We start from the raw sequence: 14479 nt of genomic DNA, 5'->3' as shown, positions 1-14479 counted from the left end.
ATCAGTACCCCTGTATCAATGCGTCGATTGTGGCGCTAACGGCCACACCGCCATCGTCATAGGCCTGCACAAGAGGCCCAAGCGCTGCGTCTTTGTCCAATATCTTGATTGCCGATGCGGTGCCGGCGTCGTCCTGAAGGGTCATGTTTACAACCACGATTTCCCGGTAGTTTCGAGCAATGGGAAGCCTGGTCCCGCCCGACGCTATGACGACATCACCAATGCGCTCCTGAATGTCGCCAACGTCCAGCCTGGTAATTACGTTTTCCACAATCGGCGGAGAGGGTAGCTGTTGTTGTGGTATGGCAAGGGTGAATTGATAAATGCCCTGCTCAGCAACTATTGAGCCCGGAAATGCCAGCGGATCACCGGTGTAGTTTGGTGGCGTGTAATCAAAGCGTTGGTTGAATGCGTTTTGAAGAACAACTTCAGCCGTTAATGAAGAGCCCACATCGGCAGCGAGAACTTCAAATGTCCATTTGTATTCGACGCTTTGATATTCTGCCCCGTAGAAATCTGAGGCCGGGTCGGCACTATAGAAAATGGAGGCGGTTTCCCCATAGAAGCCGCCAATCTCGACGCCTTCCAGGTGCCCGTTTGCGTTTACAAATGCCCCGGTGAATGATGCAGATGACTGAACGTCAAAGCCTTCAGTAATGCCGCCAGACTTGACTTGAAAGCCTTCTGTCACGCCAGCGCTTTTAACGAGGAAACTGTATGCCTGGGTCGTGTCTGTCCAGTCTGGTGCTTCCTGAACCTCTTGAATGACGTTTTCAACCGGCGCGTCACCCAGCCCCTGAACAAGGATGGCGGGGTTCAGGGACACATTTCCAGTGGTGTCTATGGCCTTGACAAGAAAAGTCTTGGTTCCGCTGAAGTTGGAGACGTCGAACAGCGTTTCGGTGACGATGCCCTCGTGCATTGGCGTGGCATCTGCCCAGAACTGACGATCACCGTTTTGGAACCGAACCAGAAACCCTGCAAGATCGAGCGGAGCGCCTGGATAGGTCCACTTCAAGATTCGTTTTTCGACAAACAGCAGCGGAATGTCTGGTGGAGGCGCTGACTTACCGATGACCGTGTACGACACTTGAGACCAATCAGAGCGCTGGCCCAGCGTGTTAATGGCTCTTACACGCACCTCATAGTCATCGTCATCAACGTCGTTTATCTCAACGCTATTGTCTTGCCAAAACGTTACAATGTCGGTCCAGTTTGCGGCCCCGACTTTGCGAATCTGGACATCATAGCCGCGAGCCACCCGGTCGTCGTCTGCATCCCAACTTACAAGCATCCTTACTTTTATGGCGGCGCGAGTTAAGGTCTGGTAAAGCTCTTCAGAGACCACGATCCCAGTGGGCGGGCTAATTTCCAGCGCATCAGGAATCTGGATAGCTGGTGGCGGATCAAGTGCAAGCACATCACCTTCAGCCCAGTCATAGATAGCCGGATCGTCCTCTCTCAGGTCTAGCTTTACGCCTGACTGAAAGCTGAACTCCGTCGCCTCAACTCGAAACACTTTAGGAGTCCACCCAAGGCGCTCAATACTCAGGTTAATTCGGTCGCCCGGGGTCAATCTCAACGCCTTGAACTTAGCCACCAGAGACACGGTGAGGCCGAATCTGCCCCGCTCAATGCTGATCTTCGCCAGCCTGCGAGCAGTCGGCCCAGAGTTCGTTAAGGCAAACTCGAAGGTCTTCTCAAGTTCCTCAAGGTCATCCGCAATATAAGCGTCGATGATTAACTGACTGAACTCTACGACTTCGAAATTTTGATCGGCATCAATGTAGGTTCCGGTGGCCTTGTTGTGGCGCGCTGACTTACCAGGGCCAGGCTGGAATGACAGGCCGCCAATTAGCTGAGATTCGTCCAGCGTCATGACCGGTGCTGTGTACGCGCCAGGCACATAGGTCCATTGCCCTTGCGTGTAAACCGGGAAGCCCGCGCCAGCCTTTGCCAAGGAAGAAATCACTTCTAGCGGTGGCCGGTCGAACGGAATGGACCCGTTAACGGTGTATCGGCGCTCGGTCGTCCCTACCCCTGACGCCACCAGCTCATCAGCTATATTTGCTGCCGAGCTGAATGCGGCCATATCAATATCGGCGTCTGGCACATTAAGCATGCGCGACCAACGCAGCGCGTCCAGAGTGCACAGCGCCTGATTATCTGTGTAGCCGCTCAACCCGGTGCGAGGGTCGTAGATGTCGTTTTTGCCCTTCAGTTCTACCTCGAACTTCGGCAGCCCGGATTCGAACTTGTCTTCGTGGTACCAGCAAAAAATATGAACATAGGCCTGACCCAGAAGCTTGTGATCTGAGGTCCAGTTCGGCGGGTTAGACGGCACTCCGGCAGGAGTTACCGTAGGAAGTATGGCGGCTGCTTGCGTGCCATCTGCTGACCAGCAAAAAATCCGGCTTTCTTCCCCTGCTCTGTTGTATTTCCCATCCTGGACAACAGGCATTCGCCCATTGCCAGACGCTCGTGCGCTTGCAACTTGGCGCCCATTGGCATAGATGGCGGTAATTTCCTCAACTTGGTGCGCAGCAACCACAATCGTCATGGTTAGAAAGCGTCGATCATCGAACCAACTTTCGATATAAACCAACTGACCGCCAACGCGTGCGCGACCATAAACGATTTGCCGTGCGCCTGCGGGAGCCCGAACTAGCTTCGTTCGATCCTGATACGGGATGTCAAAGTCAAACAGCCCGCGTATCTGATCCTTGGCGTACGAGAAGGCTCCAAGGGTCATGATATCCAGGGTCGAGTTGAAGATATCTTCAATGGCCCCGAGAGGGTCAGAGAAAAAGTCTCCAATAGCCTCGAACCCGGATCTGAACGCGTCTGCTATGTCATCTAAAGGATTCCAGCCCATTACGCGCCCTTAAAAGTAGGAGGATGCCGGCCAAATAATTTCTTTCTCGGCCACCTGAGAAACAAACTCCAGGCCTTTGTCGCCCGGGTATTTGGCCTGCTGGGCTGCGTTGGTGTATCGCTCAATGCGGGGGCGACCCCAGTCGGCTAAGCGATCACGGACAATGATTTCTATGCGGCCTTCTTTGCCATACTTGCACGGCATCTCGTCCACCTTGCCGACGAAGTAATTGAAGGGGTCCGACAAAAGCTCGTCATTCTCATCCAGCATCCCGACCATCACCTTGGCGTCACGGTTTAGGTAAGGTTCGGTTAGGGCTCCTGCCAACGAGGCCTGAGACACGCCGGCTATCGATATGGATAGCTGCTGAGGGTCAAGGTCTGCATTCTCTGAGACGCTGGAAACAGACCCGAGATTGCCAAGGCCGAAATACTCGACGCCGCCAACTGTTTTGCTGGCGTAGAAGCTGGTGAATCGGAGCGGGGTTTGGAAAAGCACCTCAACAAAAAAAATCGGTTTAAAGTTCTTGCTTTCCAGGGCGTCAATGATCGCTTGAGGGATGGCTCTCATATGTCCAGTGCCTCGCGCCCGCTAATCGTAGTCGCGTAAATCTTTGGGGCAGACATGCTCCATGTGGCTTGATCATCGCTTGAAAGAAGCATCTGGCAGCGGGGCTCAATAACACGAATTGACATGCCGATAGTGACGGGCTGGCGCAAAGGTGGGGCAAACTGTAGCGTGGCCTGACCCAAAGCATCGGAGCTAATTGTGGCCGTAAGTTTTTTTAGCTCCCCGTTCACCTCGAAGTAATCGCCGGCACAGAAAAGCTCTATGATGTCCGCGTCCCACCCATTGGTGGGCAAGGTCGTTCCACCAGAGGTATTGGCCGACACCGCCCCCGCGCCATCAGGGGTGCCCAAAGGCTCCCAGTCCACAGGGATTACCCAGATTCGACCAGACCGGCCTTTGAGGCCTGCCAGGAAGCCTTGGAGCGCCCTGGCCGCCTTGCCTTGCCGATTGCTGAACGTCATGGAGACTGACCACCTGGCCCCCGGCAATTCGGCGGTCTGCATAGCCCCGTTAAGATCAGACTCAAAGGTCAGGGTGTTGTAGGTCAGCTTCCACTCTTCAGCATCAGGACTGATGTTGGCCGGAAAGTCTTGAATAGCCATTTACGACCTCCTTCCGACTTGTCGGGCCATATTGCCGCCACGGTTGATTTCAGCGGACACCGCATTAATTGCGGTGCTTCGGATTAACGGCAGGGCTGCCATAATCTGCTGTTTGACTTCTTGCTGGATATTTCCGGGGATCTGGAGAACTTGGGTTATGTTAGTGTCTCCACCATTCCCGCCCGCAGATCTTCCAGAGTCTCCGCGCCGGTGGTCTATTACCGTCTCGTCTGGGTGCAACATGGCCAGGAAACCGCCTTTTCCATCCAGCCCGCTAGAGCGAGGGCCGTTGCCGGTATATCCTCCGCCCTCAAAGCTCCCGCCGATCATCGCTAAGGACTGAGCAAGCGTTGTTGTGGAAGCCAAGGCCGCTGCGGCAGGCGCGGCGTTAGTTCCAACTGTCGCCAAGGACGCCATAGCCGCTGCCGGAGCCCACGCAGCAGAGGCCACGGCAGCCTGGCCAACGGTCGCCGCCGTTGCGCTAGTGCCGAGGGCCATCTGAACCGCCTGCAGGGCAACCCACTGCGCAATCATCTGACCGATAGAATTGACTACCGATCTGATCATGGTTCTCGCCATTCCCTTTAGCGCTTCTTCGGTATTCTCTGAGTCCAAGATCACAGCCTCAAAAGCATCTCCGAAACTGCGAGTAAAATTGTCGATCACCGTTTTGGACAGCTCGTCAAAATTAGTCAGGTTTCTTTCGGCTGACTCTATCCACTGCTGCCAATAGGTCTTTTCTACCTCGGCGCGCTTACTTACACCTTCGTTGGCAATCTCTGCCATCCTTTCTTGGTGAACCAAGAACGCCTCTTCCCGCAACCGCTCCTTTTCCTCGGCGGTGATATTGAATGCCTCAATGGCGTCAACCTGATCGGCGTAGCGGTCAAATTCGGCAAAGGCGGGGTCGAGATCGCGGCGCATCTCTGAAAGAGCGTCCTGCTGCTTACGCTGCTCTTCTATGGCGCGGGCTGATCGCAGCGTGTCGACGGCAAGTTGAACCTCGGCCTCGGAGGCGCCCTGAATGGCCAGCTTGTGACGCAATAGCTGTTCTTCGTTTAGGGTCAGTTGCAGGTATTCATCCTGCAGACCGGAAATTATCTTCTGCACTGCATCAGTGGCCGACTGGGCTCGCTGCGCCTCATCACGAGCGGTGCTGTCCGTCAACGCCTCACGTCGGTCCTCAAGCTGACGGTATTGCTCAGACATGATTTCGCCGGCACGTTCGAGGCGGGCAAGTTCTGCCTCTACGTTTGCAAGATCAGGAGCGGCGCTGCCTGGGCGCCCCTGAAATCTGACGGACTGGGAAGCTTGAATTTCCTTGAGTCGTTCAAGCTCGGCTGCGGCCTCGGAAATGGCTAGTTTGTTCTGGCGCATCGCTTCGGCCAGAGACTGGCGCCGATTTTCAACTTGAGCGTCAGTGAGGCTGTTGAGGTCTTTGGTGTAGGCCCGCAACTCTTTGCCTGTCTCACCAAGCTCAACCTTGGTTTCGAACAAGGAATCTCGGAAGTAGTACATTGAGCCCGCTGCAATTAATGCAATGCCGACCGGGCCGCCGAGCAGCGCCATCGCCCCACGAGCAGCGGTCATGGCCACCGTGGACGCCCTGGCAGCAACGGTGCTGGCCGAAAGGGCTGCGGTGTAACGGTTCTGCGCTACTGTAAGCGCCGTGGTGTTCGCCGCTAGTTGCTGGCGCAGAGCAATCTTTCTTGTGGTGCTGGTCGTGGCCGCAAGCTCGGCAGACAGAGATCCCTGCACAACCCGAAGGTACGCAGCTTCTGCGCCGGTTGCCTGCGCGGTTTGTCTGGCCAGAGAAACCATGGCGGCCTGCTTTTTTATAGCCTTCGCTGCCGATACCTCAAGCCCGCCTGCCGTTCTCGCCAAGAAAACAAGAAGCCCGGCTCCCGCAACGGTGACCAGTTCATCTATGTTTTCAGAAAGCGTGACTATGGCTTCACCAGCAAAACTTACCGACTGTGAAATTGCTTTATTTTCGCCGACCCATTTAATAAGTTCTGTGCGAGCAACCTCAATGCTTTGGCCGAAAGTTGCCACTGTTTTGCCAAAGTTTTGATCAATTTCATCGGAGGCTTCGCGCAATGCATTAACAACAATTTCAGCGGTAATCCCTCCTTCTGCTGCGAACTCGCGCAATTCACCCTTGGTCATGTTTAGGCTATCAGCAACGGCTCTCATAATTCCCGGTGCTTGCTCGGAAACTGAGTTAAACTCGTCGCCTCTCAAGGCACCAGAAGCCAAGCCTTGGCTCAGCTGAGTAATAGATGCGGCAGCTTCTTCCGCTGTTGCACCAGATGTCGCAAAAGATTGGTTTATTGTGGTTGTTAGACCAATAAGATCTTCCTGACTCAAATTCATCTCAGTGGTCGATCTGGCCAGGCGAGCGTAAAGGTTTGCGGTGGATTCAAAATTTGAACGCGTGTCCTTGGCGACATCAACCAATCGGCCCTGGATCGTCTCAAGCTCTCGGGTGCTGTCGGTCACCTGACGCAACTGGTTGGCTACGTTCTGCCAGCCATCGGCGTACTGGATGATTTCTCGCACGCCAATAGAGGCGACGACGCCAGCCAAGGCGGCCTTTAGCGCATTACTGGCGGTCGTTAGCTGCTTGTTTGAGCGCTCCGCCCTCTCCTGCGCGGAGTCCATTTTCCGCAGTTCGCGGGTTGCGCCCTTGATGCCGGAGCTATCAACTGAGAAGCCGAGTGAGGCCAGGTCTTCCATCAGGTTTTCGCCTCTTTCGCCAGTTCTGCGGATTTCTCTCGGCTTTCAAGAAGCCGGGCCTGTAATGCCTGATTCGTTTCTTCGGTGCGCTCGATATAAGGCACGTCGTCGGCAATGTCTGATTGCCTGCTCCCCTTGCCCAGCCAGTGCGTATACTCGCGGGACATCCGCATCATGGTTTTCATCTCCCATTGGCTGCAGACGCCACCGGTGGCGTGGTCGTAGTGATCAAGCTCGGTCCATGTGAGGGCCGCCCGCCCAGGAGCTATGCCGGCATCGAGAAGCCACTGCGTTAGGTATTGGAAAGGGTTGGTATCGGGTAGGCACGTGTAAGGGTGATCTTTGCCGTACTGCTCAAACCGCGTCCTGCGGTCATCAGCTTTCTGGCGGCTGGGTACCGAGTGCATCCAGCCGAGCTGAGCCGCCCACAGCGTTAATCTGTCAGCGGCTTCCCGATAAAATTTTCCTGATCCAGCACGTATTGCAGCGCCTGAACCCGGATGTCTTTGTAATTCCGGTACATCTCAATAAGCTTTTCGTGATCAGGGTCTTCGTAGCCGGGGATGTTCTCGGTTTCCAGTGTCATCCGGGCGAACAACTGGGCATCCTCTAGCGCTACGTCCTTGGCTGTTCGATTGTCTTTCTTGCCAGCCTGACGCATAGCCTTGCGCTGAAAGGCGGTCCATGTGTCGCTATCCGGGCCTTTAAGCTTCAGTCTCAGCGGTTTTTTCTGCTCTTTGTCCGCGTATGCCGGCTCACCACCAGTTCCCGGCTTGGCCAGGTGCAACCAAGAACCCGCTTCTGATGCAGACTCAGTGTCAAAAATTGAAAGTACGTTGTCGGTCATATCTCATGCCTCGCGATATTGTGACCATCCATAAAACAGGCGGGCAGGCGGTGGATGAGACCGCTCTTCGGATTCCCTATCCCGCCGAACGGGTTATACAGTAAGCAGCTTTGCTGTCGCGCCGTCAGCACCGGTCAGGCTTATCGTGCCCTTGAGGTATTTGCTGATGCTGGACAGAGGGACTGCGACCTCAGCACCAATGGAAATTGACGGGAAGGTGTAGCCGGCAGAGACGTCCACGCTGCCAATTCCCGGGACGCCGACACTCGTTGCCTCATCCCCGACGACATTGGGCGTGATCGCGCCCGCCGTATCGTTCAAGATCAGCAAAACGTCGCCATCATTAAAGGTGAAAGTGTCAGAAGCGCCCAGCACAGTTTCTGAAACCACGCGAGACCCTGAGCCCTGCAGAGAAGTGCTTACAATCGTAGCCATGGTCTATCTCCTTATGGCGCTGCTACGCGCACGATGGGGGTGTTGATCTCAACCTGAACCGTTGACCCAACCATGCTGTTTGCGGAGCCTGGGGCCTTGGTGTATGAGAAGATGCGGCAGCTGTAGTAATCCACAGAACCATCCTGAAACAGGACCTTAACGGCGTGCTGCTGGTTCTTGGTGGCCCCCTCAACACCAGCCGCCAGGATCTGTTGGCCCGCGTCGGCAGAGTCAAACTCCAAACCCATCGACTGGGAGCCGTAGTTAATGAAGCCCTTGAACTTTTCAGTGATGCCGGTCGCCAGAGGGTTGGATTCAACCACTTGGACGTTCGGGCCGTATTCAGGTAGATCGATGACTTCGCCCACTTCGGTGTAGGAGAGCGCCGCATAACCGGCTTCGTCAAAAGTTGCGGGATCGGCGGCCACGACATAGAGCCGGGTGCCGGTGCTGGTAGTCTTGGCCATGGTGGGCCTCCATATTCAACGTGGGTTTTCTTCGGGCACAAAAAAACCCGCTCAGTGGCGGGCTTGATTGATTCTGTGGGTTGCTAACTTGTTCGGATTATCGTCGGCACAGGGTCGCTGATTGTTCGGTAGTATTCTTCACCGTCTGCGAGTTTCGGGTGCGGAAGGTTTGGCCCAGAGTATCCAGCAATAGGGCGAAAACGCTCCTCACCGTCAACGATCACTTTCATTTTCGGGTTCTGCGCCGAGCCATGAAGGTAATGATCTCTTGGCGTCGAATCCTGCTGAGATTTAAGCATCGTCATAGCGCTCGTTGTTCCAGTCATCGATGCACTCTTCATCTGAGCCCCACACGACGTTGCCGCATTCGGGGCACTCTATCTTTTCAAGCTCTGTGATTGTCTCTTCCGGAGCACGACTTAGCGAGCGCCAGACTATAAGGTCATCGCATCCGCATTTGCATGGCTTTATGTCCATGACCACCCTACCTATTTAAGCTTGTGCATCAAAACGACCCCTTCATAAGCGCCGCCTGCATCTTCGTATACATCTTGCTGTCTGCAGTGCAAAGCGCTTTCTTGCCGTCCTCGAACACTATAACAAACGTCACGTCCTTGCCGCGACCGCCTGCAAGCAGTCCGGCCAGCAAGCCGATACCGCCAAACAGAGTTACACCAACCAAGCCCCAGCCCGCAGTGCCGCCAATTCGCTTAACCGATTCCTCGCTGGCCATTTCCAGCGTCTTGACCTGCTCCGGAAGATACATATCGGCGCCGGTGAACTTGTTGATCTTCGGCATCGAGAAGCTGTCAGAAACAAATCTCGCCTTCCGGGCGGTATCGAAATCGCCCGCGTGAACCTTGAATTCCCCGAACATTAGCCATCCCTCCATCCGTTAAGATCGAGAGTAGCAGATTATCCGGTGTAGGGAATGGTCACCATAACCATCATGCGGTCATCGGAAGGCTGTAATTCGACACTGTAAGGATGGCGTTGGACGCGGACTAGGCCGGATATGGTGGCATTCTTTGGGTACAGCGCCTTTACCTGATCCGCTACATCGTTGAGCTTGAACGGTCCTGCTGCTGGTCTGCCCATGACCGACACCTGATAAATACCCTGCGGCACCACGCCGTCGTTAGGAGACAGCCCGTTATCGATGCCCTGGTTCGGCATGAACATGACTTCCAGCCAGACTGAATCGGGAGCTGTCGGCGCCTGAAACGATTCCAGGTTGTTGCCCGCTGCGTCTTCGCCTCTAAGGCCTGGCCATGAAATGGCATAGCCAAGGGCTGCATTGCTCAGCGTGTTGAACAGAGCTGTGGCGATTTCGTTGTTAGTTGGCACCGTGATTGCCCCGGCGAATACGGTTCATGACCTCCTGACGCTTCCAGTCTTTCAGCTTTTCAAACAGCGAATCAAGAACGACAACACCCTCAATGCCTTCAAAGTTTTCAACCGACTCGACGGCGACTGTAAGCCTCGCCTCAACAATGCTGCCCGGAAGGATATCCACCTCAATGCGGGTTATGTTCTCAATTTCACTCCCGCAAGATGTGAAGACTCGAGTTCCGTGCCCTACCTTTACGTCTTCATGCTCCGGCAAAACAATTTTGATCGTCATCCTGTCACCCTCGCCTTAACCTTTCTGGCCGCTTTGCTGACTATCTGATCCCAGCGCTGAACGCCGTGGCGAACAAAGGAGTACCTTGCCTCCATGTCGATGGCATAAGTGGCGCCCCAGCCGAACACGACGGTATCGCCCATCTTGGCCTGGGTCAGAACGACGGCAACCGGGCTGAAGTTGTAATCCTTGCGTGTGAAACTCTCTGGCTTAACGCTTGGCGCTGTCGGTACCGTGCCATTGGCTGCCGCGAAACTGTTGCGCAAGAAGCTGGTGTCAACCGGCAGTCGCCCGCCCTTTGACTGAGGCGTTTGCACCTCAATGGCAACGTCCTGCGCAGACTGACGCCAAACAGCGTCCAGCCGATCCAGGGACTTGGCGACCCACTGCCCGACGGTCACTTTTGCCATTAGCCAAACCCCTCAATCCGCGCCACCCGCGCCCCGAAATCTATCTCTGTGCGCTCAATGCACCGGCATAGAAGGGTTTCTCTTGCCGGGGCGCCCATCGAGCTATCGCCTGGATAGCGCATCGGGTATCCGCCAACCATGAACGGTTGATTGCCTACAACTCTCTGGCCCTCTGCCTGCATGTGGGTTTGCCGGGTTCTGCTGTCACCCGTGGCGTCCCAGGCCCTGCTGATATCAGACTCCGGCACTGACCCAGCCTCCAACGCCTGCACCAGCGCCTCATGCTGTCCAGCCCTAAGTGCGTTGATGGATTCGTTGCGGGCTATCGTATCGCCCCGGTATTTTAGGGTTCTTCGCTGCAAGGCCACAATCATGCGATCAATCTGCTCTTTCTTGATCGGCTCGCCAGTGCGCACAGACCTGCGGAATAGCCGATCAAAGCGGCGATCCCTTAACTGGCGGTCGAGATAGGACTCGTCCAGCGATTCAATCTCGGCGCGAGCGTTGGCGGTCCACTCTGCCTGACGGCTTGTCATGCCGATGAATCCACCTTCACGCCTACCGGTCACCCTGTTAACCCTGCCGACAAGATCAAGTGCCGACTGCCTCGGATTTCTGCCGGCCGATACGCCCGCGCTCAAACGTTCTCGCACCATTGTTTTTTGATCGGTGGTGACCTCGGTAATCAGGCGGGAGGAATTTTCGCGCAGCCACTGTTCGGCTCTGGGGTGGCCGACGTTGAATGACAGAACAAACGTAATGGCTCCGTCCTGCCCAGGAATTCTGCCAACCTGCTTTGCTCCGGTGTGGCCGCCCTTTCGGTAAGCTGATTGGATCTCGCCCTCGACCAATCCGAACGACGCCTCTGACAGGCCAAGCGCCAATAGAACGCCCTCCACGTCGCCTGCGTCTATCCGCTCAATAATCTCCTTAATCCGGGCGCCTTCCTTAATGTTGCTTATCGCCTCCGAAAAAGCCTCGCTAAACGCCCTCTCTTGGCCTTCAGCTATGTCGGATAGGTTGAAGTCGTCCATTAGGCGGACAGGTCCAGCTCATACAGTACGGCGGTGCCTGCCGGAGACAGTGGGCGAACCTCAGTAATAACACGCCAATCGCTTGTTTCATCCGCCTCTTCTTCGGTTATGCCAACGGCCACGGTATCCGATTTTGTGGGCTCGAAGTCTGGCTCCGCAGTAACGGTTAGGGTCCGTCGGCTCATGTCCACGTAGCTGCCATCGGCAGATCGGACACGCTCGTTGCGCTCAATGCAGTGAACGGTGGTGTACGTTGGAGTAGTGGTCGGGTTAAACGATGATCCGCCCGTCACAACTTCCCGGCGAATCGCAGCCGGGTAGCCGTCGTCCGTGCTGCCAACGGAGCGGATAGCGTCAGCCACTTCCGCAGCAATCGCTGCCCAGTCTTCACTCATGACACGATCAACGCCGCAGGAAGGTCGGCGGGCACAAGAATCGGTGCCAGCAGGTTGTCAATCACGGTGGACGTTGGCGAGTTTGCGCGATCACCCTTGCTTTCGCCGGTTACGGTCCATCGGATGTTTTGCACCTGGGTCAAAACCTTGCGCTCAGCCTCCGTGAACGTCTTGGAGAAAAAGCCGGGGGCTTTCAGTTCCAGCAACGCCGCCTCGTAGGATGCGTCAATAACTCGCTGTGGAATGGTGCTATCAGGTATAGTGTTGCCGTAACGGTCTACCGCACCTTTTCGGGGCCATGACCGCTCCTGATCAATGCCGTCAGTCGGTTGCCCCGGCCAGCGGCGGTAATAGTGTCCATCCAGGTAAACGGAGCCACGCAGACGCGCAGCCGCGACCGTACCGGCGGGCACAGTGTACCCGTTAGCGGTTGCGTAATCCGCAAAGCCTGTGTCAGTTCCGTAACCTGGCATGGTTTACTCCTTGCTCTCAGCATCTGATGACTTGGACTCGCTGTCATCCTTTGCCTTGCTGGCCGCTTTGCCGGCTGGCTTTGCCTTGCTGGCTGCGGTGATCTTTACGCCCTGAGACGCAAAGTCCGCAATCTGGCCCTCGGTTAGCTCAGAAGCATTATCAAGGGTTCGGCTTTTGCCGCGCTTGACCACTTCCAGCCCACCATAGACCTTGATGGCCTTGTCCCGGCCAGAGTTGTTTTCAACCTTGTAACTTGGCATTGCTACCTCCTTAAAGGTAACGGGGCCGAAGCCCCGATCAGTTAGCTGGAAACGCCGCTACGCAGAACTTCCGGACGCTGGCACAGGTACAGCGGGTACGAATAAATCTCGCCGCGAGTCCATGCCTGACGGTCACGATCCGGAATGTTCATGGCATAGGTGTCCACGCCAAGGGTGTTGACGTAGGGGCCAAACTCAGCCGGAGCCATCGCCTTCTTGAACACGCCAGGCGCGTTAACCGGGAAGAACTTTGCCTCGTTGGTTGCGACAGCCACCGTGCTGTTGTCGTCCGTGCCACGGTAGTTGTGGAAGGTGATGCCGCCGATACGGAAGCTTTCGAACACTTGACCTTGAGCTGCCTGGAGATCTCTCGCAGCCTGTTGGTTCAGGTAGAACTTTTCCACATTGGGGTGTGTGGTAAGCAAGTCGTAGAAGAGGTCACCAGCGAGCGCGTGAATCTGCGTTGCCGGAGTGAAGGCGCCTCGTGATGAGCGAGCCATGCCCCGGGAAATCTCTTTGCACTTGCCGTGCACGTCCGTGGTGCTGGTGGTCAGCGCAAAGTTAATTGCTGCGGGCTCAACCACACCGAACCGGTCAAAGTAGTCGTAGACAACACTGGTGCCATCCGAGTCCAGCAGCTTGCCCTGAAGGGCGCCGAGACGGTGGTACTCGTGGGTCAACTCCATGTCGCCGCGAACCCGTGCCAGACGGCGCAGATATTCGCCCTGCACCTGCTCAAGCTCAGTCTCCGAACCGAATGCGCGAACGCCTTGCACTTCCTCAGCGTAAAGCGTAAAGCCTTTAGCTAGGCGAGTAGTTTTCAGCGGAACCGCATCACGGTCGTCGCCTTTCAACTCGGAAGGCGCCTCGCCAGTGGCGCTGGTAGGGATCAGGGTCAGGGCGCCATCGCGGCGATCCACAAACACTGTCCGGGTGCGCACTGGCATGGGCTCGAAGATGCCCAACTCGCCCAGCAACTGGGGCTGGTAGTCAAGCTTGTTGACCGCGCCGGTCAGGGAGACCATGCTGAAGGCCGAATTGTTGAAAATGTCCATTGAAGCCATGTCAGGTCTCCTTATCGACGTACAATGATGCCGAGAGCCTTCAGGGCTGCATCGGATGCGGTGATTTGGGCAGCGTCAGCGCCGACCTCATAGGTCAGTTCCTCGCCACTAACCTCAGAGTCCCGGACGGTGGCGGTGACGGTGTTGTCCACTGCCGCTACGGTGGTGTTAGCCAGGGTCTCGTACAAAATGGCAGCCTCGTTTTGGGAGCCATCAATGGCATCTGCGGAATGGCGCACAAACTTTCCGCTGCCGGCAGCTACCGTCACTGTGAACAGGTCGCCAACTGCGAAATCTGGAGTGCCATCGTTAATGGTGAAGGCGATCTTGTCCGCAAACGCGACGCCTACATCAACATCCCCCATTACAACCCCGTCAGGATTCTCAACCCGGAACGTGCCGCCGGCAGCGGCTGCCACAATGCAGGTAGCTGTGTAGTCGCCAACTTGCGCGCCTGCCAAAACCGGCGTAGTCGCATCAAGAGTGAGCGAGCCGCCGCCCGTGTTGCCAGCATCGGCCACCACGGTTGCCCCACCAGTGGTGATTTTGCCGAGGATGGTTCCGGCCGCGAGCGTAGTGCTTGCCGGTACGGTCACGGTAACCGCCTCTCTGGATCGGTAGCCGTTTGCTTCGCTGATGAGGTACTCGGCGCTTTCTTGGCCTTTGACTTGGATATCCATCGC

General features: G+C 56.0%; 18 protein-coding genes. All 18 read right to left on the bottom strand.

Annotation, left to right across the window (positions count from 1 at the left end; all coding sequences use genetic code 11):
- Position 1 precedes the first annotated feature (1 nt).
- Positions 2 to 2875 carry a phage tail protein gene (locus FCS96_RS02190; RefSeq protein ID WP_138438602.1) on the bottom strand — a complete coding sequence of 958 codons (2874 nt, stop codon included), beginning with the start codon at positions 2873 to 2875 and terminating at the stop codon, positions 2 to 4.
- Positions 2876 to 2884: 9 nt separating this feature from the next.
- Positions 2885 to 3445 carry a hypothetical protein gene (locus FCS96_RS02185; protein WP_138438601.1) on the bottom strand — a complete coding sequence of 187 codons (561 nt, stop codon included), beginning with the start codon at positions 3443 to 3445 and terminating at the stop codon, positions 2885 to 2887.
- Complete coding sequence (locus FCS96_RS02180; protein ID WP_138438600.1) at positions 3442 to 4047, bottom strand: hypothetical protein; 606 nt, start codon at positions 4045 to 4047, stop codon at positions 3442 to 3444. The genes FCS96_RS02185 and FCS96_RS02180 overlap by 4 nt, the downstream gene beginning before the upstream one ends.
- Positions 4048 to 6786, bottom strand: a complete 2739-nt coding sequence (locus tag FCS96_RS02175) for a tape measure protein (RefSeq protein ID WP_138438599.1) — start codon at positions 6784 to 6786, stop codon at positions 4048 to 4050.
- Entirely contained in the window at positions 6786 to 7193 is a 408-nt protein-coding gene (locus tag FCS96_RS02170) for a hypothetical protein (protein WP_138438598.1), read from the bottom strand. The genes FCS96_RS02175 and FCS96_RS02170 overlap by 1 nt, the downstream gene beginning before the upstream one ends.
- 26 nt (positions 7194 to 7219) lie before the next feature.
- A complete protein-coding gene (locus FCS96_RS02165; RefSeq protein WP_138438597.1) occupies positions 7220 to 7633 on the bottom strand; it encodes a hypothetical protein in 414 nt (137 codons plus the stop codon).
- 93 nt (positions 7634 to 7726) lie between these two features.
- Positions 7727 to 8068, bottom strand: coding sequence for a hypothetical protein (locus tag FCS96_RS02160; RefSeq protein WP_138438596.1), 342 nt, complete (start codon positions 8066 to 8068; stop codon positions 7727 to 7729).
- A gap of 11 nt (positions 8069 to 8079) precedes the next feature.
- Positions 8080 to 8535, bottom strand: coding sequence for a hypothetical protein (locus FCS96_RS02155; protein ID WP_138438595.1), 456 nt, complete (start codon positions 8533 to 8535; stop codon positions 8080 to 8082).
- Positions 8536 to 9040: 505 nt separating this feature from the next.
- Entirely contained in the window at positions 9041 to 9412 is a 372-nt protein-coding gene (locus FCS96_RS02150; protein ID WP_138438594.1) for a hypothetical protein, read from the bottom strand.
- A 38-nt stretch (positions 9413 to 9450) separates the two neighbouring features.
- A complete protein-coding gene (locus FCS96_RS02145) occupies positions 9451 to 9882 on the bottom strand; it encodes a phage tail terminator-like protein (protein ID WP_171040645.1) in 432 nt (143 codons plus the stop codon).
- Positions 9872 to 10159, bottom strand: a complete 288-nt coding sequence (locus FCS96_RS02140; RefSeq protein WP_138438592.1) for a hypothetical protein — start codon at positions 10157 to 10159, stop codon at positions 9872 to 9874. Before FCS96_RS02140 ends, FCS96_RS02145 begins: the two co-directional genes overlap by 11 nt.
- Positions 10156 to 10569: a hypothetical protein gene (locus tag FCS96_RS02135; RefSeq protein WP_138438591.1), complete on the bottom strand. Its 414-nt coding sequence runs from the start codon at positions 10567 to 10569 to the stop codon at positions 10156 to 10158. The genes FCS96_RS02140 and FCS96_RS02135 overlap by 4 nt, the downstream gene beginning before the upstream one ends.
- Positions 10569 to 11603 carry a phage minor head protein gene (locus FCS96_RS02130; protein WP_138438590.1) on the bottom strand — a complete coding sequence of 345 codons (1035 nt, stop codon included), beginning with the start codon at positions 11601 to 11603 and terminating at the stop codon, positions 10569 to 10571. The genes FCS96_RS02135 and FCS96_RS02130 overlap by 1 nt, the downstream gene beginning before the upstream one ends.
- A complete protein-coding gene (locus FCS96_RS02125; protein ID WP_138438589.1) occupies positions 11603 to 11998 on the bottom strand; it encodes a hypothetical protein in 396 nt (131 codons plus the stop codon). Before FCS96_RS02125 ends, FCS96_RS02130 begins: the two co-directional genes overlap by 1 nt.
- On the bottom strand, positions 11995 to 12471 hold the full coding sequence (locus tag FCS96_RS02120; RefSeq protein ID WP_138438588.1) for a DnaT-like ssDNA-binding protein: 477 nt from the start codon (positions 12469 to 12471) through the stop codon (positions 11995 to 11997). The genes FCS96_RS02125 and FCS96_RS02120 overlap by 4 nt, the downstream gene beginning before the upstream one ends.
- Positions 12472 to 12474: 3 nt before the next feature.
- Positions 12475 to 12732 (bottom strand): hypothetical protein, encoded by a 258-nt coding sequence (locus tag FCS96_RS02115; RefSeq protein ID WP_138438587.1) that lies wholly within the window; start codon positions 12730 to 12732, stop codon positions 12475 to 12477.
- A gap of 41 nt (positions 12733 to 12773) precedes the next feature.
- The gene (locus FCS96_RS02110) at positions 12774 to 13796 is read right to left on the bottom strand and encodes a major capsid protein (protein WP_138438586.1); all 1023 of its coding nucleotides are present in this window, start codon (positions 13794 to 13796) and stop codon (positions 12774 to 12776) included.
- Positions 13797 to 13807: 11 nt separating this feature from the next.
- On the bottom strand, positions 13808 to 14476 hold the full coding sequence (locus FCS96_RS02105; RefSeq protein ID WP_138438585.1) for a head decoration protein: 669 nt from the start codon (positions 14474 to 14476) through the stop codon (positions 13808 to 13810).
- Between the last annotated feature and the right edge of the window lie 3 nt (positions 14477 to 14479).

This window comes from Marinobacter alexandrii (assembly GCF_005871205.1).
GTDB classification, from domain to species: Bacteria; Pseudomonadota; Gammaproteobacteria; order Pseudomonadales; family Oleiphilaceae; genus Marinobacter; species Marinobacter alexandrii.
This window is presented reverse-complemented; position numbering and strand designations above follow the sequence as displayed.